General features: G+C 37.6%; 18 protein-coding genes. 8 read left to right on the top strand and 10 right to left on the bottom strand.

Features of this window, described 5'->3' with window-relative positions; genetic code table 11:
- Positions 1-32: 32 nt before the first annotated feature.
- From AC1DDK_RS17520 to AC1DDK_RS17535, 4 genes are all read left to right on the top strand, one after another.
- On the top strand, positions 33-1,406 hold the full coding sequence (locus AC1DDK_RS17520) for an NAD-dependent succinate-semialdehyde dehydrogenase (RefSeq protein WP_337716103.1): 1,374 nt from the start codon (positions 33-35) through the stop codon (positions 1,404-1,406).
- Between the two features lie 97 nt (positions 1,407-1,503).
- A complete protein-coding gene (locus AC1DDK_RS17525; protein WP_172662770.1) occupies positions 1,504-1,998 on the top strand; it encodes an SRPBCC family protein in 495 nt (164 codons plus the stop codon).
- 94 nt (positions 1,999-2,092) lie between these two features.
- The gene (locus AC1DDK_RS17530) at positions 2,093-2,590 is read left to right on the top strand and encodes a GNAT family N-acetyltransferase (protein WP_288881751.1); all 498 of its coding nucleotides are present in this window, start codon (positions 2,093-2,095) and stop codon (positions 2,588-2,590) included.
- Between the two features lie 31 nt (positions 2,591-2,621).
- Positions 2,622-3,104, top strand: coding sequence for a MarR family winged helix-turn-helix transcriptional regulator (locus tag AC1DDK_RS17535; protein WP_337716102.1), 483 nt, complete (start codon positions 2,622-2,624; stop codon positions 3,102-3,104).
- Between the two features lie 3 nt (positions 3,105-3,107).
- On the opposite strand, the gene lspA is transcribed toward AC1DDK_RS17535, so the two are convergent.
- Positions 3,108-3,617, bottom strand: coding sequence for a signal peptidase II (gene lspA / locus AC1DDK_RS17540; RefSeq protein ID WP_337716100.1), 510 nt, complete (start codon positions 3,615-3,617; stop codon positions 3,108-3,110).
- A gap of 180 nt (positions 3,618-3,797) precedes the next feature.
- Between lspA and AC1DDK_RS17545 the strand changes: the two genes are divergently transcribed.
- Complete coding sequence (locus tag AC1DDK_RS17545) at positions 3,798-6,938, top strand: glycoside hydrolase family 31 protein (RefSeq protein WP_477634007.1); 3,141 nt, start codon at positions 3,798-3,800, stop codon at positions 6,936-6,938.
- 65 nt (positions 6,939-7,003) lie between these two features.
- Here the strand turns inward: AC1DDK_RS17545 and AC1DDK_RS17550 are convergent, their stop codons facing one another.
- Together AC1DDK_RS17550 and AC1DDK_RS17555 are read right to left on the bottom strand one after the other, a co-directional pair.
- A complete protein-coding gene (locus AC1DDK_RS17550) occupies positions 7,004-7,360 on the bottom strand; it encodes a LiaF transmembrane domain-containing protein (protein WP_172662766.1) in 357 nt (118 codons plus the stop codon).
- A 107-nt stretch (positions 7,361-7,467) separates the two neighbouring features.
- Positions 7,468-9,057: a M1 family metallopeptidase gene (locus AC1DDK_RS17555; protein ID WP_337716096.1), complete on the bottom strand. Its 1,590-nt coding sequence runs from the start codon at positions 9,055-9,057 to the stop codon at positions 7,468-7,470.
- A gap of 183 nt (positions 9,058-9,240) precedes the next feature.
- On the opposite strand from AC1DDK_RS17555, the gene AC1DDK_RS17560 reads away from it, so the two are divergent.
- The 3 genes from AC1DDK_RS17560 (at position 9,241) to AC1DDK_RS17570 (ending at position 10,809) form a co-directional block, all read left to right on the top strand.
- The gene (locus tag AC1DDK_RS17560) at positions 9,241-9,768 is read left to right on the top strand and encodes a superoxide dismutase family protein (protein ID WP_172662764.1); all 528 of its coding nucleotides are present in this window, start codon (positions 9,241-9,243) and stop codon (positions 9,766-9,768) included.
- Positions 9,769-9,920: 152 nt separating this feature from the next.
- Complete coding sequence (locus AC1DDK_RS17565; protein ID WP_172662763.1) at positions 9,921-10,556, top strand: hypothetical protein; 636 nt, start codon at positions 9,921-9,923, stop codon at positions 10,554-10,556.
- Positions 10,557-10,569: 13 nt separating this feature from the next.
- On the top strand, positions 10,570-10,809 hold the full coding sequence (locus tag AC1DDK_RS17570) for a hypothetical protein (RefSeq protein WP_152542262.1): 240 nt from the start codon (positions 10,570-10,572) through the stop codon (positions 10,807-10,809).
- A 5-nt stretch (positions 10,810-10,814) separates the two neighbouring features.
- Here the strand turns inward: AC1DDK_RS17570 and AC1DDK_RS17575 are convergent, their stop codons facing one another.
- The 7 genes from AC1DDK_RS17575 to AC1DDK_RS17605 all read right to left on the bottom strand — a co-directional run bounded on the left by AC1DDK_RS17575 (position 10,815) and on the right by AC1DDK_RS17605 (position 21,737).
- Positions 10,815-11,339 carry an RNA polymerase sigma factor gene (locus tag AC1DDK_RS17575; protein ID WP_172662762.1) on the bottom strand — a complete coding sequence of 175 codons (525 nt, stop codon included), beginning with the start codon at positions 11,337-11,339 and terminating at the stop codon, positions 10,815-10,817.
- A gap of 127 nt (positions 11,340-11,466) precedes the next feature.
- On the bottom strand, positions 11,467-11,655 hold the full coding sequence (locus AC1DDK_RS17580; RefSeq protein ID WP_048905677.1) for a hypothetical protein: 189 nt from the start codon (positions 11,653-11,655) through the stop codon (positions 11,467-11,469).
- Between the two features lie 68 nt (positions 11,656-11,723).
- Positions 11,724-12,782 (bottom strand): UDP-glucose--hexose-1-phosphate uridylyltransferase, encoded by a 1,059-nt coding sequence (locus AC1DDK_RS17585; RefSeq protein ID WP_337716094.1) that lies wholly within the window; start codon positions 12,780-12,782, stop codon positions 11,724-11,726.
- A gap of 22 nt (positions 12,783-12,804) precedes the next feature.
- Positions 12,805-15,015 (bottom strand): alpha-galactosidase, encoded by a 2,211-nt coding sequence (locus AC1DDK_RS17590; RefSeq protein ID WP_477634008.1) that lies wholly within the window; start codon positions 15,013-15,015, stop codon positions 12,805-12,807.
- A 20-nt stretch (positions 15,016-15,035) separates the two neighbouring features.
- Positions 15,036-18,377 (bottom strand): DUF5107 domain-containing protein, encoded by a 3,342-nt coding sequence (locus AC1DDK_RS17595; protein ID WP_477634009.1) that lies wholly within the window; start codon positions 18,375-18,377, stop codon positions 15,036-15,038.
- Between the two features lie 51 nt (positions 18,378-18,428).
- On the bottom strand, positions 18,429-19,775 hold the full coding sequence (locus AC1DDK_RS17600; RefSeq protein ID WP_477634010.1) for a sugar porter family MFS transporter: 1,347 nt from the start codon (positions 19,773-19,775) through the stop codon (positions 18,429-18,431).
- Positions 19,776-19,835: 60 nt separating this feature from the next.
- Entirely contained in the window at positions 19,836-21,737 is a 1,902-nt protein-coding gene (locus tag AC1DDK_RS17605; protein WP_172662758.1) for a glycoside hydrolase family 97 protein, read from the bottom strand.
- Between the last annotated feature and the right edge of the window lie 15 nt (positions 21,738-21,752).

The following is a 21,752-nucleotide window of genomic DNA, read 5'->3' on the forward strand; positions in this document are numbered from 1 at the left end:
CAATTAGCGAGCTAATAAATTAAATAGACAACATGACTATTCAATCAGTTAATCCGGTTACTGGAAAAGTAATCAAAAGCTATAAAGAACATTCCTGGGAACAAATCGACAAAAAAATAGCTACAACGCAGACTGCCTGGTTGAAATGGCAAAACTCAAGTTTTGCTGAAAGGGCCTCTTTGTTAAAGAAAACATCTGCACTGCTTATACAGCGTAAGGAAAAACTGGCAGCTTTAATGGCCATCGAAATGGGAAAACCGATTAAAGATGGTATAGCCGAAATTGAGAAATGTGCATCTGTTTGCGACTATTATGCAGATAATGGTGAAACTTTTTTGAAAGATGAACTAATTAAAACTGAGGCTGTTAAAAGTTATGTAAGTTTCAGGCCTTTGGGAATCGTATTGGCAATAATGCCATGGAACTTTCCGTATTGGCAATTATTCAGGTTCCTGGCTCCTGCCTTAATGGCTGGTAATTGTGGCGTGTTAAAACATGCATCTAATGTTAGTGGTTGTGCGTTAAGTATTGAACAGATAATTAAAGATGCCGGATTTCCCGCAAATGTTTTTCAGGTACTGCTAATTAATAGCAGGGTTGTTAAGCAAGTAATAGCCCATCGCCATATCAAGGCTGTTACTTTAACAGGAAGTACAGAAGCAGGTATGCAGGTAGCTCAACAGGCTGCACAGCAACTAAAGAAAAGCGTGCTGGAGCTTGGGGGAAGCGACCCGTACCTTATCCTAGCCGATGCAGATCTTGAACTGGCAGCAGATGTTTGTGCTCAAAGCAGACTCATAAATAATGGCCAAAGCTGTATTGCTGCAAAAAGATTTATTGTAGTAAAGAAAGTTGAAAAGGAATTTGTTAGGCTGTTTAAAAATAAAATGGCAGCCAGAATAACAGGCGATCCTTTTGATGCTGATACCAACCTAGGGCCAATGTCTAGATTAGATCTTAGAGATGATTTGCATGAGCGAGTGAAAGAAAACATAAAAGCAGGCGCTAAGTGTATTCTTGGAGGACAAATCCCTGATTTTAAAGGGCGACATGCTTATTACACTCCTACAATTTTAACGGGGATAAAAAAAGGTATGCCTGCTTATGAAGAAGAAATTTTTGGACCCGTGGCTTTAGTTATTTCGGCAAAAGACACTGATGATGCCGTAAAAATTGCAAATGACACACCTTTTGGCTTAGGTGCAGCAGTATTTACAAAAGATGGATCACTTGGAGAACAGGTAGCAAAGACTCATTTAAATGCCGGCTCTTGTTTTGTGAATTCATTAGTTAAATCTGATCCACGATTACCTTTTGGAGGGATTAACCAATCTGGTTATGGTCGTGAACTGGGGTTATTTGGCATTAGAGAGTTTGTAAATATTAAAACAGTTTACATTAAATAAGCTGCACTTTGTCCTAAATACCACCTGTTTTTGGCTTTTATGGCAAGCCATATTTGATGTTACTAAGGTTAAATTTGAATTACCTTAAGCAATTACTATGAAAAACTTTGATTGGACCTCATTTACAATAAGAATTTTAGTGAGAGCAAGTCTAAGCGATATTTACAACGCTTGGACTAGAAGCTCTGAAATAGAAAAATGGTTTTTGAAAGAAGCCATCTTTACGAACACAGACGGGACTAAGATAGGTAAAGAGGAATCTATTCGGGAAGGTTATAACTACGAATGGCTCTGGTATCTATATGATGATAGGGCAACAGGTAAGATAACAGAAGCAAATGGTTCAGATTTTATCCAGTTTACTTTTGAAGGAGAATGTCTTGTTGATGTGAAGCTATCTGTTCAAAAAAACTATGTTTTAGTAGAGCTTACTCAAAAGAACATACCCACTGACGAAAATAGCATGCGGAATATTAGATTGGGATGCCATAATGGATGGTCATTTTACCTTGTTAATTTAAAATCCATTTATGAAGGAGGTATTGACCTGAGAGGTAAAGACCCGGACTTTAAGCCAATGCTGAATACCTAATCTTAACTCAAATTATCATGAAAATCTCACATTACAGATTTTCAAATTAATATATGTAGTTAACTACGTACTTTTGAACATAAATTTAAAATGTATGAGTAACTCGATATTAATAGAACCCATTTACAACAACTACTGTGCACGAATAATTGATATTATTCTCCCAATCCAACAGATCGAATTTGGAGTGTCAATTACACTGGAAGGTCAACCAGATCTTTTAGATATAGAAACAAATTATCATAAAGATGGCGGCGGATTCTGGGGTGCCTTAAATAACGAAGAACTGGTAGGTACCATAGCTTTAATGAATGTTGGCCATAATACCGGTGTTATCAGAAAAATGTTTGTGAAAAAAGATTATAGGGGTAAGGAATTGAGCATTGCTCAGCACTTGCTTGAATCACTTATTGATTATTGCAGGCAGCACAACATTGCGGATATATATCTTGGAACAGTAGACATTCTTAAGGCTGCATGCAGGTTTTATGAACGAAATGGTTTTGTAAGGATAAAAATGGAGGAGCTTCCATCCTATTTCCCAAGAATGAAGGCCGACAATACGTTTTATCACTTAGATTTGAGAAATTAATGCTTTAATAAGCAATTTGAAATATCAGCACATGAATGTAATCAATGAATCAGGTATCCTGGCCATATCAACAAGACTGCAGCGCTTAAGTGAGCAGTTTCGTAAGGATGGGTTTCTTCTTTATAAAGCGCACCATATAGATTTTGAGCCCAAATGGTTTCCTGTTATTTATACACTGCATTTTAAGCCAGTGTTAAGTGTTGTTGAACTTGCAGCTGAAATTGGTTATACCCATCCCTCAACCATTAGCTTACTAAAAGAGTTGGAAAAAGAAAAGATCATACGATCCAAAAAAGATAAACAGGATGAACGGAAAAGACTCATTTTACTAACTGAAAAAGGTAAAAAACTGCTTGAACAAATGCAGCCTGTATGGGATATAATGGTTTTAGCCTTAACTGATGTAACAAATACTAGCAACAATATCATGAAAGCTATTGCTGAGGTTGAACAAAAACTAGAAGAGCAAAGCTTTTTGGAAAGGGCAAAAAAAATATCGCCACCTGTCAAATAGCTTTTAAGCTAATTCCGGGGTGGCTCTTTTAAAATACAAATGGGTTAGTATCATTAGCATACCTATCATGATAGAGACATCTGCAATATTAAACACACCTGTTTGAAAGATTCCAAAATCTATATGCAAAAAGTCAGTAACTGATCCGTATAATAGTCTATCGTATAAATTCCCAATACCACCGCCGATTACAAAGCTAACCCCAACAATTAATAATCTATCCAATTCGGTTTTGCTCAAAATATAATAGATGCCAAAACCCAATACAAACAATGGTAATAAAGAAAGCAGTACAAACTTAACAGGTACAGGTAGTGCCTCTCCTGAACTTAAAAAAGCACCTGAATTCTCAACCTTAGTTAAGGTAAAATTGTTACTAATGATCTTTATGTTCTCATTATAATCTACATGCTTTCGTACAATACTTTTAGTAACTTGATCGCAACCAATGTTAAACAATACAAGTGATAGAACTAACACCCTTCTAAGAATCTTTCCTGTTATCATTTTCATGTGTTAAATACCCGCTTAATATAGTTATATGTTGTGTATGATTAAAGGTAATTGATTTTTTTTACCAGAATGTTGACATATAAACTCCTTTAGTAACGTAAATATTTAGAACAAACGTTTGCGCAGGGATATAAAAATATTATTTAACAGATTAGCAAAACAAAATCACTTATTCTTTAAATGAGAAAGTTAATTCTATTTTCCATGATGGCTGTCTTTACCTCACAGTCATTTGCACAAAAAGCTGCACCAGATCCAAAAATATTTTGGTCAGAAAGTTTTAAAAGCGGCAAATTACCAGATGGCTGGTTAAATGTTGATAGCAGTAAAAAAGACCTGGCATGGCTAATTACCAATCAGCCATACCCTGGCTCCTATCAATATCAGCAGCAAGCACCTCCTATTGCTTCAAAAAGCCGTGGCTATCATTTACAGTTTCAGGCAGGCTATTTTGTTGATGAAGATCAACCATCATGGGTTAAAAAAAAACAGCATCCCGATACCTGGATGCAGACAGCAGCTATAAACTGCTCTGGCAAATCCTCAGTAATACTTCGTTTTCAGCATACCTTCCGGTATAATAGCGAATTTGCAGCAACTGGAGCTGGTCTTTATGTTGGTGTAAGTACTGATGGCGAGAAATGGACCGACTATAATGTAACTAATAATGTGCCTTCAGCAACGGATATGTTTACTCCTATTAATCAGGAGGTAAATATCACCAAGGTGGCTGCCAGGCAGCAAAAGGTATATCTCCGATTTTATTGGAAGGGTTATTATAGCTGGTATTGGATGGTGGATGATATTGAGTTAGCAGAAGCTTACAATAAAGACCTTGCTATAACGCGCTTAACGTCGCATAACGAGGAAGAAAATACCTTCACTAAAAACGATGTTTTAGCTGTTACAGTTAAAAATAGCGGTATCGAAAGCATTAGATCAAACTTTAAAGTTGTGGGCACTATTGACGGAAAAAAAGAAGTTTCTGCAGATGTTATAGCTAGTAAAAAGCCGATTTCAAGTGGTCAGGAGATCACTGTCAAATTTCCTGCTATTGATTTAACAGACAAGGCAACACACAATTTAAACTTTAGTTTAAAGTTTGACGCAGATGAGAAGCTTTCTAACAACACATTAAAAGCAAAGATAAATGCCAAAGAGACTAAAGTTGGAAACCTCACTGATTTTAAAGCCAATGGAAATGAGTTTAATGTTACGGCTGGGTTTTCGGCTTTTAAAGTAATATTCTATACTGATGATATTTTCAGAATCTGGATGGCGGCTGATGGAGAATTTACCAATCCTGCAGGTAATGATATTGTAGTTAGCTACGATGTTAAAAATCCTGCTGTTAATTCAACCGACAAGGGTAGTTATTACCAAATAAGAAGTAAAGATTGTGTTGTTCGTGTTTACAAACAGCCATTACGCTTTGCGATGTACGATGTAACGGATACTAAACCTATCTGGGAGGAATCTGAGTCAATGTCGTTTGGTGCAAGAACAAAACAAACGATGAAACGCCATAATGACGAATATTTTTATGGCGGAGGTATGCAAAACGGCTATTTTTCTCACAGAGATAAAGATATTCTGATTGAAAAAGGTGGAGGCTGGGATGATGGTGGAAGAGCTAATCCTGCCCCATTCTATATGTCTACCGCGGGTTATGGAGCGTTCAGAAATACATTTGATGCTGGTAAATACTCATTTAAGGAAACACTGAGCTTTACACATAATGAAAACCGTTTTGATTGTTTTTATTTCTTCGGCCCCTCATTAAAACAAATACTTAACGGTTATACTCAAATCACCGGACGCCCATTTTTAATGCCGCGTTGGGCTTTAAGCATGGGCGATGCAAACTGCTATAATCGTGGTGTTAAAGGTGACGACAGCAAAAACTACAAGGGAACAGGAACAACAGGCACCACACCTGATGTAATAAAATTGGTTGCCGATAAATATATAGAAAACAAAATGCCTCGCGGATGGATCTTGCCTAATGATGGTTACGGATGTGGTTATACCAAGCTGGATTCAACCATTGCAGAGTTAAAGAAAAGAGGCTTTTACACTGGACTTTGGACAGAAAACGGGGTAGAAAAAATTGCGAAGGAGGTTGGAGAATACGGATCCAGATTAGCAAAATTAGATGTTGCGTGGGTTGGTCCGGGTTATAAATATGCATTAGACGGCTGTAAGGCTGCTTATGAAGGTATAGAGAACAATAGTAATGCCCGTGGCTTTATTTGGAGTGTAATGGGCTGGGCTGGTACACAGCGCTATTCAACAGTATGGTCCGGAGATCAAAGTGGTAACTGGGAGTATATCCGTTTTCACATTCCGACTATTATTGGTTCCGGATTGTCTGCTCAAAATGCGGCAACGGGCGATGTGGATGGTATTTTTGGAGGCAGTGATTCTACTTATGTAAGAGATTTACAATGGAAATGCTTCACTCCTGTTTTAATGGTTATGAGTGGTTGGGCCAAAAAGAACAAGCAGCCTTATCTGCAGGGGGAAGTTAATTCTGCTACCAATAGGAAATACCTTCAATTAAAGATGCGCATGACTCCGTATATGTACACGCTTTGTGAAGAGGCCTATGAAACCGGTATCCCGGCATCAAGAGCTATGGTTCTTGAGTTTCCCGAGGATGAGGTTACTAAAGGTAAACAAACTCAATATCAGTTCATGAACGGTGAATCACTATTAGTGGCACCAGTTTATAAAAGTGAGTCCAAAAGAGACAGTATTTATCTGCCCAAAGGGACATGGTATGACTATTGGGATGGTAAGGCTTACACCGGCAACACCTGGGTGAACAATTATTCCGCGCCTTTAGAAAAACTGCCGCTATTTGTTAAACAAGGCGGAATTATACCAATGTATCCTCAAATGGATTACGATGGAGAGAAAAAAAMTGACAGCTTAACGTTAGACATTTATCCGTTCCAAAAATCTAAATTTGATATGTATGAGGATGACGGACTAACCAGAGATCATAGAAAAGGTGCATTCGCAAAAACATTGATTGAAGTTGATGCCACTACTGGTATACAAATTACAATAAATGCTGCCAAAGGAGATTTTGAAGGTAAGAACAAGCAAAGAGTTTATTTGCTTGATGTACATAATCCAAAAGCACCTAAGAAAGTTAGTGTTAATGGCAAAAAGTTAAAAGCTTACAATAATTTGCAACAATTTGAGAAGGCCAGTACGGGGTATTTTTTCAATGCTAATGACAGATCTGGTACTGTTCATATCAAAACAAATTACTTAAGTACATCTGCTAATCAAACGATTGCGTTGAATTAATAGATTGTAGAAGCACAAAAAAGAGGCAACCGCGGCTGCCTCTTTTAAATATATGATAGATTTAATTATTTTCTGTTTCCGAAGTCACAAAACTGAACATCTTTCTTAGGTCTGAAAATCATATAAAGCCCTACACCTATTAAAACCAATGCAGTAGTATATTGTGAAATATCAAAGAATATCAGGTCCTTTAAAGTAAATACACCTCCAAGTATCACAAAAAATACCCACCCACCTGCTTTAAAGTTCTTCCTGTAGCCTATTAATAATCCAAAAGCCAAAAAGAATGTATGCCAGCTCAACACCCAGAATGGAATACTAAGGCCAATGTTTCTCAATAAGAAGATAGCGCCAATCACAAGTAAAAAAATACCCATTCCGAAATGGCGATTTGATCTGGTTTTGTTATCTAAAGTTTCCATAGCTTTTTTTTCTTCAAAACTACTTGCAAAAACAACGTTCATCAATGATAAGGGGGCTGTATTATAGAAAACTGTCGGTAAATAATCTTAAATGTCCGGTAAAACATCTATGGTTGTTCACTAAATGATCCCGGTTTATTAAGCAGTTCGAAATACTTATCCAGATTCGTGCCTAAAGACTCCTCGAACGAAGCCTTTAAATCTTCTGGTTGTGGATGTTTATTCTTCCATTTATCAAAATAATGCTTAAAGGCTATATCCATTTTATCTCTTCCAACAGAGTTTTCGAGGATATACAACCATAAAGCAGTTTTGATGTAAGATGTCATGCTGTAATCATCAGATGAAGTAAATTTATCTGAAGGTGTTTCAATAGCCGATTTCATTGGGATACTGGCCATTGCACCATAAGTACGATCTAGAAATTCCTTTTCAGGTAAAGCCTTAACATCTGCGGGAATAGCATCACCAAATATGGAGTTGGCTCTGTATTTTTCAGCCTCGTATCTGAATTGGAAATAAGTGTTTAGGCCCTCGTCCAACCATGTATGTTGTCTTTCATTACTACCAAGCATACTCATAAACCAATTGTGGCCAATCTCATGTGCAATAACACCGTCTAACGACTCCTTTTTAGCATCGGGACTCGTAATTAAAGTAATGGTAGGATATTCCATACCCCCGCTTGAGTTGTTTGCCGGCCCCTCTACTACCTGTACAACCGGATACTCATATTCGCCAACCCAATTACTATATTTCCTTACGGCATCTTTTGTATAATCAATACTGTTACTCCATAGTGTTTCCTTTTTATTGTGGTAGTAGTTAAAAGCATCAATTACTTTACCTGATGCAAGTTTAACAGTATCGTATTGTATTACGAAATCCTTATCAGCAAACCAGGCGAAGTCTGGAACACTGTCGATTTTATAGGTCAGCTTCTTGGTAGCGTTTTTGTTTATAGGTTTGTAAACTACTGGGGGGGCTGTTCTATTGGCAACGTTTTTGGCCCCAATACTTTTATACAATGCGAGTTCATCTGAATTCTGTAATACTCCTGTTGCGCCTACAACGTAGTCAGATGGTACAGTTATATTTACTTTAAACGTGGCATAGTCGCTGTAGAATTCACCCATATCAAGGTAAGGAAACTCGTGCCAGCCATTTTTATCAAACACGGCAGGCTTAGGATACCATTGGCAAACCATAAACTCGCCATCAGCAAAACCGGATCTGGAAAAATAAGAAGGTAATTTTACTTTAAAATCAATTGTAATTGTAACTGAATCACCAGGCTTTAAGGGCGACTTTAGTTTTAACTTAATTACATCGATATATTGAGGATTAGGATGGGCCTCGGTTTCCGCCGTTTTACCGTTTACTTTAAAATTCAGGCCTTCGATACTGCCATGCGTGTATTTATCTAACTTTTTAACACGGGAAGTGTCATTCTTTATCTGCTGAAACAACGCCGTAGATTCCTGTTTATAGGCATTTGGCCAAATATGAAACCAGATAAAGTCAAGCTCAGATGGGGAATTGTTTTTATATACTATAGTTTCAAAGCCTTTTAAAGACTTATCTTGATCATTAAGAGCAACATCTATATTATAATTCACATGCTGTTGCCAATATTTTTCCTGTGCAAATGCTGTGGATGTAAAGCATAACAATAAAATTATCAGGTATTTTCTCATCTGTATGTAATCTCCTTTTTACTTAAGTTTTTAAATATAATACTCTATTTTAATTTAGCAAGTACGCACACTCATATCAAAAGTTGCTCCAATTTATTCTATTCTGCCAACCAAACACAAATTCTATAAAACTTAAAGTGATGGCTTTTGTTCTAAATAGTAATTACCAATATATATAAGGATATGAAAAATTATTTAACCATCGCCATTATAGCAATAGTGGCATTATTTACTTCTTGCTCTCCTACCGCAGAAGTTGAAGTAGCACAGGCAAAACTTGCAACAACAGCTGATGCCAAAGACATTGGATTGGCAAAATTCTATCAATTAAAAGACGGGAAGATGAGAATGGATTTGGAACTTAATTTTCCGGCAAGGGCCGACAGTACTGTAGCTGTTCATTTTCATGAGCATGGAGATTGTGGCGACATGGGAAATAATACGCATGGACACTGGAACCCTACAAACGAGGCACATGGTAAATGGGGATCTGCTGCATATCACTCTGGTGACATCGGGAATATTCAACTAGACAGCAAGGGTCACGGTTCAATTTCAGTTACTACTGACAGGTGGAGCATTGAAGAAAACGATATCAAAAACATCATTGACAGAGGGATAATAGTTCATGGAGGTACCGATGACTATACTACCCAACCTACAGGCAATTCCGGACCTAGAGTTGGATGTGGTGTAATTGTTAAACTTTAATTTTATTAAGGGATGAATTGAGCAGGAAGCAGTAAAAGGGCCTACTCATTCATCCTACTGATTGATACAAATTAAATCACCAAAATTTTACGCTAAAATGTTACAACCAAATGGGTTATGGATTGTTATAAGTGTATAAAAACTTATAAAACATGAAAAAATTATTGTTGCCCAGTGCAATAGGGATGGTTCTTCTATTTGCCATTTTGTTAAATGCTTGCAATAGTACGAAGATCATTTCATCCTGGGCTGATCCTCAGGGGACAATAGAAAAATCTAATAAAGTGCTGGTGATTGGATTAATGGGCGCGAAAGACAGAAGCCTTAAAGAAAATGTAGAGAACGTAACCGTACAGAATCTTAAGGCCCATGGCATTAATGCAGGCTCGGCACTGGCCGAGTATGGCCCAAAGGCTTTTGAGGGTCTAAGTGAATCTCAGGCGCTTAAGAAAATAAAAAACAAAGGGTATGATGGCACTTTTACAATTGCCTTATTAGATAAAACGAAAGAAAAGAATTACAACCCTGGTTCGGTAAGCATCTGGCCAAGAACCTATCGTTTCTGGGGCTACTATCATACGATGTATGCCAGGGTTTATGAACCCGGATATTATACGGTAACCAACAAGTTCATACTTGAAGCGAATTTCTATAGCTTGAATACCGATAAACTTATTTATTCCGTGCAGACTAAATCATCGGATCCTTCCAGTCCCCAGGCCCTTGCTACAGACTTCAATAAAAGATTATTCGATGATATGATTAGTAAAGGTGTAATTAAACAATAGGAGGATACAATGTATGAGAACATTTCCAGTTAGATTCAGGAAAGCGAGCATGGAACTGGATGTCCTTGTAACTTCATCCGATAACTGCCTGAGATTTAAAGTAGAATTGGTTACAGGCGAACCAGACCCTATTGTGCTCAGTCGGGCTAATGGAAAATGGACCATAGAGCACCCGGGATCAAGGTGTTTCCCTCCTGAAGGATATGAAGATCTGGAAAAGGCTATTGATAACTACTTAGAGAAGAATCCGTAAAAATATTAAGCTTTAGCTGCAAACTCATCTGTGTACATTTTAAGGTTCTTTTTTAAGATTCCCCTTGCCATATGTATCCTTGTTTTTACTGTTCCTATTGGTACGTGCAGCATTTCAGAGATTTCATGATATTTAAAGCCTTCAAAATACTTAATGAACGGGGTTAAATATTCAGGTTGAAGTTTCTTCATTGCATTATGAATGTCTTCAAGCATAAATTTATTTTCCCCTGAATTCCCGGTAGCACTATTCTGTAATTGCGACACAGGGATTTCTTCGTGCGTAGTAATGAATGATCTGGTCTTAACTCCCCTTCTATAGCTATTGATAAAAGTGTTTTTCATGATGGTATATAACCATCCACGAAAATTTGTGCCATCCCTGAATTTTCTGGAATAGCGCATTGCCTTCAACAAAGTATCCTGAACCAGATCATTGGCATCCTCATAGTCCTGGGTAAACTTAAAGGCAAAAGTTTCTAGAGCGCTTTGATTTAGACTAAGCTGGTGGTTGAAATCAGTAGTGTTCATGGCTAGGAGGTTTAGGGAGTGACTACTTTTTAATTCATTTTGATCAATATTTCAATGGTAATGATATCTGTCAAAATACGTACCAAAACATAGATAACGTTCTGATAGCCAACATTCAAGTTCTCTCCTACTCCTGATCCAGGTATTCCATTCCCAGAGGCGTTATTGAGGCTGAATGCTGTACGCTATGTCTATTGATTGTTATAAACCCCAACTCTTCAAGTTCTTCATACTGTTCTTCCATTCCACCCAGTATTGAAGAACTTACTTGTTGGTCAATAATCTCTAATAATGATTTGATTTCCTCTTTTTCCATGGCATTAATACTTTAATAGATTTCTTTAAACGTCTACTTAAAGTTAATAAAAACCATTTGTTTTTTAACTATGAAAGATTATTGCTTTTATAATGAATGTCAGACAGGTTTCTTAAGGTTTCTGCAGCTGCTTCCGGTGTAATATCACGCTGAGGATTGCCAAGCATTTCGTATCCTACCATAAACTTTTTAATTGTTGCAGAGCGTAAGAGTGGTGGATAAAAGTGCATATGCCAATGCCACTCTGCGTGATCACCGTCGTTTACAGGCATTTGGTGCATACCAGCCGAGTAAGGGAAAGAAACCTGGAAAAGATTATCGTATCTTACTGTTATATTTTTGAGGGCCGAGGCAAGATCTTTTTGCTCTTTATCGGTGAACTCCAATATACTTCTTACATGTCTTTTACTGATAATCATGGTTTCGTAAGGCCATACTGCCCAGAAAGGCACCAGTACTACAAAACTATCGTTTTCAAATACTATTCTCTTTTGCTCTTTAAGCTCTACTTTAAGATAGTCTGTCAGTAAACTTCTGCCGTTTACCTGGAAATATTTTTTTTGATTTATTGTTTCTTTATGGATCTCAAGGGGGATGCTGTTCTGTGCCCAGATCTGACCATGGGGATGTGGATTACTGCATCCCATTAACTCACCTTTATTCTCGAATATCTGAATGTGCTTAATTGAAGGGTTTTCACTTAAAGTTTTAAACTCTTCTGCCCATAACTGGATAATCCCTTTAATTGCATTCAGATCAAGTTCTGCAAGTGTAAGATCGTGACGTGGAGAAAAAGCAATAACTCTACAAATTCCCGACTGGCTTTCAGCTTTAAGTAAACCGTCAATAGCAATTTCTCCTACAGGAGTATCCGGCAATAACGCCGAATAATCGTTTGTAAAAGCAAAATTGGTAGTGTAATCCGGATTTCTACTTCCGTCTGCCCTTTCGTTACCGGCACACAGATAACAAGCAGGGTCGTGTTGAGGTCGGTTGTCGGCAGGCAGGGATTCTACCTTTCCCTGCCATGGACGTTTAGTTCTGTGTGGAGACACTAAAACCCACTCTCCGGTTAATATATTTTGCCGCGTGTGCGGGTGTTCATTCATATCAAAATTGGTATCCATCTTGTGTCTTATCTGTTTTATTCTATTTTACTTCTTCAATTTTTAATATTACACTCGCTCTTGATGAGTTCACATCCGGGTTAAATCCAACTTTCATCAGGAAATCTCCTGTGTAAGATTTGCCGCCTTTTATAGTTGAAGTAGTACCTGGATAAAGATTTATCTCTTCAATTTTGTATTTCTTGGCAGCATCTAATCCCTTTAATAGAATCGGCAGGCTACTGTTTACTCCATACCTGTAGTTTACAAGATAGTTAAAGATCACCCCGGAAGATTTGTTTTCGTCCATATACAGCATTGAAGCTACGCTAGATTCTTTTGGGTTAGATAAGCGGTATTGATTACCCTGCCAGATGATATGCTTTATTTCATTATAAGTTTTAATTGCATCCTGACAGTATTTAAGGTCATTCTCTTTTAAATGACTAACCACGATGTCAAATCCTAATTTACCCATCATGGCCACATCAGTACGGAACTTAATTGGTTGTTTACCCCAGTCGGTCACATGATTAGAACTTGCTATTGCAGGGTAGAAATAAGAATATTCCCACTGCATAAAAATACGTTCAAGTGGATCTGTATTGTCACTAGGCCAAAACTCTGTAAAATATTGCAATGCAGCATAATCTACCCTGCCGCCACCGCCAGAGCAAAGCATCATTGGAACTTTAGGATACTTAGCTCTTATTCTTTCTAATACTTTATATAATCCACGTACATATTCAATGTAAAAGTGCGATTGATTTTTAAGAGTAGCAGAGTGTGCATTGTAAATAACCGCATTACAATCCCATTTAATGTAGGCTAGATCCGGATTTTTAGTGAATAGATCATCAACCACACCATATACAAAGTCTTGAACTTTAGGATTAGTTAAATCAAGCACCAATTGGTTTCTAAAATAATACTCATCTCTCTTAGGTTGCTTGATTACCCAATCAGGATGTTTTTCATACAATTGACTTTTAGGATTCACCATTTCAGGTTCTATCCAGATACCAAATTTCACGCTGTTATTCTGAGCTTCCTTAACTAACGATGAGATTCCGTTAGGTAATTTCTCTTTGTTTTCTTCCCAGTCACCAAGACCTGCAACATCACCATTACGAGGGTATTTATTTGCAAACCATCCATCATCTAATAAAAATAAGTCTACACCTAGTTTCTTAGTATCCTTTAAAAGTCCTGCAAGTTTGCTTTCATTGAAATCAAAATAAGTTGCCTCCCAGTTGTTAAGCAAGGTTAATCTGGTACCCTTACCATCCAGAAGTTTGTAGTTTCTTGCCCAGCTTTGAAGATTTCTGCTCGCTACACCCTTACCTTGCGTAGACAAGGTATACAGAAATACAGGAGTAACAAATTCTTCATTTGGTTTAAGTGTATACGGAGAAGCGTAATTGTTTATACCTGATATAATGCGTAGGTTATCCTGATAATCAACTTCCAGATCAGTACGGAAGTTGCCGCTATATTCTAAAGCACCAAATAGCACTGTACCTTCATCTTCTGTTGCCGGCTTATTTAGAGATACCATAAATACAGATGGCTGAAAAAGATTAGCTCTTGTACCTAATTTAGTGTCAAGTGTCTTTATGCCATGGGTAAGTTTTGATTCTTCCGACTGCATCTCTTTGGCCCAGTCGCCATGGTATTGATTCAAATAATAACCTGCACTTTTTATGTGAAGATTAGCTGAGGCATACTTATGAAGTGTTACATTGCCTTTTTCATTGTGTTTAATGGACGACCATTGCTCTACAACATCTTCTTTATAGTATGTTTTATAATAAAGCGTAACTGTAAAATTATAGGCTGGATCTTTCAAAACTATGCTTAATAGTGAAACATCATCATTTACCTTCTTTAAATCATGACTAACATACTTTAAATCCAATGAGTTGTTGCCATCTGCATGTGTTACGGTTATAGCAGGCTCTAATAAGTTTCGTGAACCTGAAGCAGTATAGGCTGAATTAAGCATTCCAGTATAATCAGGAGTTTGCTTAAACACACCAGACACCTCACCATATTCACTGGTATTAGATAATTTCTTTCCAAAATAAACTGTTCCCAGATCTTTATTCGTATCTGCCTGTAATATCAAAGCATTATTTTGCGTTTCTATGGGTATAATGGTTTGTGCAACTAGCTTACCGGTGTTTAGCATTATACTTGCAGAAAGCATARCAAATGATGCATAGGCTGGAATTGAGTGTGTCTTAAATCTCATGTTAAAAAATATATTTGGTATTACGTTGTATAATTAAAATCTTGTTTAACCATATCTAAATGAAGCCTTGCTCCCAGATGTTCTGCATCAAGTTCAAGGGCTTTAAATAGTGCATCAGTGGCATTTTCAAATTTTGCAAGGCCAAGATAGCCTAAACCTTGCAAAAAATAGCAATGAACTTTATTTCTAATGTCAAGATCATCTTCAAATATTAATAAGTTTGGCAATGACACAGCAAAGTAATCAATCTTAACCTGATCATTAATGTGCTGGTTACCATAGCCTATTAGTTTATTAAATATCTGTTCAGCCTTCTCTACATTTCCAAGTTTCTTCCAGGCCAGTCCCTGATAAAATATTTTGTCAGGTTGCTGATCGTTGTAAAACATGGCTGCTGATGGTTCGTCAAGTCCCTTTGTTGCGATGTTAAAATATTTCTTTGAGTTCTCTTCGTCATTTAATCCTTTGTATGCACAACCCAGCCAGTAGAATATGTCATTCTCCTGAGCTCCATATAACTTTCCCTCACCCAGATTATGCGGATAAGTTTGTGCGTCATTTAGTAATGAGATGGCCTCTTGATACGATTCGTTCTGTATTTTTTCTTTGGCAAGCTCAATAAGGCTGCATACGTATTGACCTGAAGCTTTACCCTCTCCGCCCTCCCAGGGATGGAACTTGTGTTGCATCAGCAATTGAAGAGCTTTCTCGTTCTCGCCAAGGAAATTATATATTGATATCAAATCCAGATATACATCATCTCTTTGTAATGCGGTGTCCAAATTCTTTTCCAGAAAGCCTAAGCGTTCATTAGGACTTCTATTTAATCTCTTGTAGAGTTGATGCAGCTCCATACATAAACGATCATCCAGAGGATCCAATTCAAACGCCTTTTCGAAACAGGCTAAAGCCTTATCCTGATCATTTTGTTTATTGAAATAAGCAATACCAAGATTTCTTAACACAGTCGGAAAATCTCCATTTAATTTAGCTGAAGTCTCCCAGTAGGCAATTGCCTCATCATACTGTCGTTTGTCGTAGAATAAATTACCAAGATAGTAAGGCGCTTTTGAGTCATCAGGATTTAACTGCATGGCAGCTCTTAGAACTTTTATTTMCTGTAGCCTATTAGGAAAACATAAGTAAGAATCTGCTTCAGCGGCCGTTTGAAAATAATTACTTGCAAGCTCAGTCTGAGCCAGTTTATGGTGGAAATATCCCAGGTAATAATAAACTAATGGATTTGTCTCTTTTCCTTTGATGGCATATGTAAGTAAATCAATTGCTTCGGAGAATAGACCAGATTCTGCATAATCTATAGCATATTCAATAAAGTTCTGTTCATATCCCCTGGCTAGTGTAACTAGTTCCTTCAAATATTTTTCTTCATTTAACGCATCGTTCAATGATCTGTAAACACATACTTTCTCAAACAATGCGCCTAAATTAAATGCGTCTTTTTCCAGAGCCAGATCCGTGGTGCGAATTGATTGATCTGCCTGACGCAGCTTTCTGTAAGCCGCAGATTTTACAACATAAGCTTTACTGTTATTGGCGTTGTTATCTATCGAGTGATTAATGTGATCCAAAGAAAGTTCGTAATCTCCATTGATCATATCAATCTGTGCTACTGAGAAATAACCGCTATCTTTGTAAGCCTTATTCCATGTAGATTTGTAGAATACTTTATATGCTTCTTCTTGTTTATCTTGGAATTTAAGAGATAAGCCAAGGTTATAATATGCTTCACAATCATAAGGATTCGGATTCCTTTGGACACTGGTTTCTATAGATTTGCGAAAATAAGACTCACTCTTTTCAAATTGTCCTCGTCTCAAATACCAAAGGCCTAATGCATTGTTATTTCTTATATCTCCTGGCTCTCTTTCCAGGGCCTTTTCATAGTATGGCACAGGACTATAAGTTGCGTGTCTATACTGTTCCAGATGCTGCCCTGTTAAAAATAATTGTTCATTACTTTTGATCTMTTCAGGAGATAACGCAGGTTTTGCTGGTTCAGGGATATCATTAATTCTATTCTTTGAAGGCTCATATCTCAATAGTTCGCGCCCTTTAGCACTATTAATAACAAGCAATAGCTCATTCTCATTAAAATCTGTTCCTATGGCTATCTCTTTAACATAAACCTCCTTAGGTGTAATACTTGCTAGCTCTTCAAAATAAGTTTTATTGCCATTGGTCAGCTTAATCGATAAGTTGTTTTGTACAGATGTTACATAAATTTTAAGTTCAACTTTTTTATCTATTTTACTAATAGCCAGTAGAATATCTTTGCTTGCATTCTTAACTACGCCCAATGATCGGTAAGGCATAAAATATTGTGTGAAAGACTTTTCCTCATTTGGCATCAACCAGGTGAAATCAGGCTGATTATCAGTAAACATACCCGTCATTAACTCAATATAAGGACCGTCTTCATCCGTCAGGTTTCTATCCCAAGCCACACCAAAGTCGCTATGCCCCCAGGTCCATTGTTTTTTGCCCGGTGAAACATGATGATTCGCAACATGAAGTAAACCCGCCTCGGTATCATGTTCATATCCTCCTACAAAATCATAATCAGAATTGATGGCCATATAAGAGGTCGGAACTGGAATATTMTTATACATTGATATATCAGTTCCTGGTGAGTAATCAACTTTGTAATAGGTACCAGTAGCAATTGGGAAGGTAGAGACATCTCGTTTTCCATGATCAAAAACGGCATTTACATCAGGAGGAAAAACAGATTGGTAATGATCATTTACCTTTACAGCCGGATTTGCCCACCATAAAAAGGTTTGTGGTAGCTCTGATCTGTTTAACAGCTTAGCTTTAATTTCAATATATGCTTTATCTGGGTGAAGGGTAAAACCAGCCATTCCCTTGGTATGAAACATCTGCTCAACCTCATTAACCCAAACAGTTTTACTGCCATCACTATTTTCTTCGAGCTTATAATCAATAGCATTAAAGGTGGTTGGTCTGTGATGCTGAGGCCAGTTAAATTCTATACCTCCTGAAATCCAAGGGCCTGTTAAACCCACTAATGCAGGTTTAATTACCTGATTATAGTAAATAAAATGTCTTTTCTTTATCTTGTCATATGCCATCTGAATGCGTCCGCCTAACTCAGGCAGAATCATCATTTTGATATAGTCATTTTCCAGAAATAACCCTGTATATTGTTTGTCGATCTTTTCGTCCAGTATTTTCTCTACAACAGGATTAGGATAAACAACGCCGCTGCTTCCCTGATAAATCCTCTTTTCAAAGAACATAGGGTTTTTATTGGGCTTACCGATGCCATAGGTAGGTATGGTAACCTGCTCTTCCCAGACGTTTACGCTCATGCTTTTCATTATAATAATATTTTAAATGCTTTAGTTTTATTTGGGTTGTTTAGGCGCTCGTTAGTGTCTTACAAAATTATCTTCAAGTTCTTCCAGTGTTTGTCCTTTTGTTTCTTTAACCCTGATTTTAATAAACAGAAAGCCTAAAAAGCATACCCCTGCATATAAATAAAAAGGCCCGAAGGTGCCTAGCTTTTTGGCTAGGATTGGAAAAGTGAAAACGAGGATAAAATAAGCACCCCATAAGGAAATAATTGCCACAGAAGATGCAGCTCCACGTATTTTATTAGGAAAAATTTCAGAGATCAGCACCCATGTTACCGGGGCTAATGAAATAGCATACATACTGATGGCAAGTAGTACAAAAATGGAAATCAGACCTGCAGGGAATTGGTTCTGCAGCAGAAACGCCAGCACRATGTACACTATCGACAATCCCAGTGAGCCGATAAGCATAAGTGGTTTTCTACCCAGCTTATCTACCTGCCACATGGCCAGTAGCGTAAAAATTAGGTTTACTGCTCCTATTGCTACTGTTTCAAACAGCTGCCTGTCCAGGTTTGCACCAACAGATTCAAATATCGTAGAGGTATAATTGAACACTACATTTATGCCACATAGTTGTTGAAAAACAGCCAGTATAATACCTACTATTACAGCCGGGCGTACACTCTTTTCAAACACCGCCTTGTAAGATTGTTTCTTAATCCCGACAAGTGATTTCTCTATATCGGCGAATGTTGAATTTACAAATGATTCGGAACCAAGTTTGAGTAATACCTCTTTTGCTTTTGCCTGCTGACCTGCTTTTACAAGCCATCTTGGGCTTTCTGGCAGCCATAAGACTCCTATTAAAAATATAAGTGAAGGAACTACTCCTAAACCAAACATCCAGCGCCATGCGTCAGACCCTGCATCGGCCAGGAAATAATTTACAAGATTAGTGATCAGGATTCCTATTACTACCGTTAACTGGTTAATGGCTACATTTCGGCMCCTTACCTTAGCTGGTGAAATTTCTGCGATATACATAGGGCACAACATAGACGCCATACCCACTCCTATTCCGGCCATAAAACGCATCACTACAAACAGTGTTAAAGTTGATGAAAAAGCGATGCCTATTGATGAGAGCGCAAAGATAAGTGCTGCTATCATAAGTCCCGGTTTACGCCCGTAACGATCGGCAATGTTTCCCGCAACCAGGCATCCGGCAATGCATCCTAGTGCCAGCGATCCGGTTAAAAAGCCTTCCCACCATGCATCCAACATGAATTGAGTTCTTAAAAAAGGCAATGCGCCTGATATTACAGCAAAGTCGAACCCAAAGAGGTAACCACCCAAGGCAGAAATAAAGGAGATTCCGATGATGTACTTATGATTAAAACTTATTTTCTCTATGCTCATTTAGGTTAATTATTTGGTAGGTTAAAATTGCTGGTTTTATTCTCTTGGTCAAATAGATTATTATTTCTTAAAGATGGACTTTTCTATCATTATTGCAGCACCTCCGCCCGAAGAAAGTTTAAGGTCTATCGTGGTGTTGCTGTTTACACTAATTGTTTTAAGTTCATACTGTGTAGCATTAACATTTGAATCTTTAGTGTCTGTATAAATTTGAGCGGTATAACTTACACCTGGTTTTAAAAAGCTGAAGTTTAGTTTAAGATTTCTTGGGGTCCAGTTGGTCATTGCACCTACATACCAGTTGTCTCCTTTTCTTTTAGCCATTACCGCATATTCTGCTAGTTTAGCATCTATTACCTTTGTTTCATCAGCAACTGTTGGCACGGCTGAAAGATATTTCATAATATCAGGAGCTTTTTCATATTCAGTTGGAGAATCAGCGAGCATCCCCAGTGGCTGATCATAGATAACATACATTGCAAGTTCATGGCAGCGGGTTCCCTGTCCTGATGGTAATCCTGGATCAATAGGTTTAAACTCTGCCTTAGTTTTATTCCGCATTGCACCTGGAGTGTAATCAAATGGACCGGCAAGCATCCTTACAAATGGAATGATCAAGTGATGATCTGGATCTATGGTATTGTCCCACTTGTCAGACTCTGCTCCTCTCACAGCCTCATAGTTAACAATATTTGGGTATGTTTTTTCCAAGCCCGTTGGCTTGCTGCATCCGTGAAAATCTATCATCAGCTTTCGTTTTGCCGCTTCTTTAGCAATGAGTTCGATCCATTGGATAGCCTCCTGATCATCACGATCAAAGAAATCGACTTTGATGCCGGCAGCGCCTATAGAATTCAGGAAATCCAGATTTTTATTGAGATCTTTTAACAAAGTAGAGGCAACGCACCATAAAAATACTCCGACTTTCTTTTCCCGGGCTCTTTTTATTACACCTTGAACATCTAATTTAGGATTAACCTTTGTAAGGTCATAGTTGTTAGACCACCCTGCATCTATCATCATGTATTCGAGTTTATTTGCAGCAGCAAAGTCAACATAATAATTATATAGATCGGTATTTCTGTTCGCCATTCCTGATGGAATGCTTGCACCAGGGAGCATAGCATCGTGCCACCATTCCCATGCAGCTTTTCCTGATTTGATCCAGCTGGTATCTTTAATTTCTGAAGGACGCGCAAGCTTGGTTACCAAATGATTATTCAGTAAGTCTTTGTCATTGTCGGTTGCGATAATCACCCGCCATGGAAAAGATCTGCTTCCATCGGTTTTAGCAAGATAATCACCCCTTTCTTTTACTACAGAAACAAAATCACCCCAACTACCCATTACGGTCTTCGTTGGGAATTTTGCCCAATCGCCGATATACTGATCTCCTTGTTTCTTAATATACATGCCCGGATAACCAAATAAATCAGACTCTGCAATAACTACTTTTATTCCATTACTTTTATCATCAAAAAGTGCTGGAGTTGTGGCACGTTTACCATTTGATATTTCCGCAATTGAGGGATATTTAATGTACGGTCCTTCCCAGCTGGTATAATTGTCAGTTTCCTGAAGTATCGCTGCTGGTTTTCCATTGATATTAAAATCGGCCTTTTCTGCTACTACCTGTATAGAGTCCTTAAAACTGGTAACAAAACGATAGGCAACCCCTTCATTATAAGCTCTGAAAATTAAGGAGTAGTTCTGATCAGAAAATAAAACGGATAACTCATTGAATTCTTTATTCTTTATAACCCTTATGTTATTCACTTGTGTAGTTTTGCCAAGCACTTTGTTTTGAAGCACCATTGCAATTGCTGAGGGAAGAATTACTGTTTTGTTTTTAAATGATATGGAATAAGTGATGCTATCACCCATACTCACTTTTACTTTTAGTGTATTATTTGGAGAGTTTAATTGGAACCTTTTGTCTTTGGCAATTAGTTCTGCTGACAAGCAAAAAATTAAGAG

The sequence above is a fragment of the Pedobacter sp. 05T44 genome, assembly GCF_056395985.1.

Coding starts and splice junctions, on each gene's coding strand:
- AC1DDK_RS17555 (WP_337716096.1), bottom strand. CDS start 9,057: ATGAGAAAATACCTGATAATTTTATTGTTATGCTTTACATCCACAGCA.
- AC1DDK_RS17565 (WP_172662763.1), top strand. CDS start 9,921: ATGAAAAAATTATTGTTGCCCAGTGCAATAGGGATGGTTCTTCTATTT.
- AC1DDK_RS17535 (WP_337716102.1), top strand. CDS start 2,622: ATGAATGTAATCAATGAATCAGGTATCCTGGCCATATCAACAAGACTG.
- AC1DDK_RS17530 (WP_288881751.1), top strand. CDS start 2,093: ATGAGTAACTCGATATTAATAGAACCCATTTACAACAACTACTGTGCA.
- AC1DDK_RS17580 (WP_048905677.1), bottom strand. CDS start 11,655: ATGGAAAAAGAGGAAATCAAATCATTATTAGAGATTATTGACCAACAA.
- AC1DDK_RS17520 (WP_337716103.1), top strand. CDS start 33: ATGACTATTCAATCAGTTAATCCGGTTACTGGAAAAGTAATCAAAAGC.
- lspA (WP_337716100.1), bottom strand. CDS start 3,617: ATGAAAATGATAACAGGAAAGATTCTTAGAAGGGTGTTAGTTCTATCA.
- AC1DDK_RS17575 (WP_172662762.1), bottom strand. CDS start 11,339: ATGAACACTACTGATTTCAACCACCAGCTTAGTCTAAATCAAAGCGCT.
- AC1DDK_RS17525 (WP_172662770.1), top strand. CDS start 1,504: ATGAAAAACTTTGATTGGACCTCATTTACAATAAGAATTTTAGTGAGA.
- AC1DDK_RS17585 (WP_337716094.1), bottom strand. CDS start 12,782: ATGGATACCAATTTTGATATGAATGAACACCCGCACACGCGGCAAAAT.
- AC1DDK_RS17550 (WP_172662766.1), bottom strand. CDS start 7,360: ATGGAAACTTTAGATAACAAAACCAGATCAAATCGCCATTTCGGAATG.
- AC1DDK_RS17560 (WP_172662764.1), top strand. CDS start 9,241: ATGAAAAATTATTTAACCATCGCCATTATAGCAATAGTGGCATTATTT.
- AC1DDK_RS17570 (WP_152542262.1), top strand. CDS start 10,570: ATGAGAACATTTCCAGTTAGATTCAGGAAAGCGAGCATGGAACTGGAT.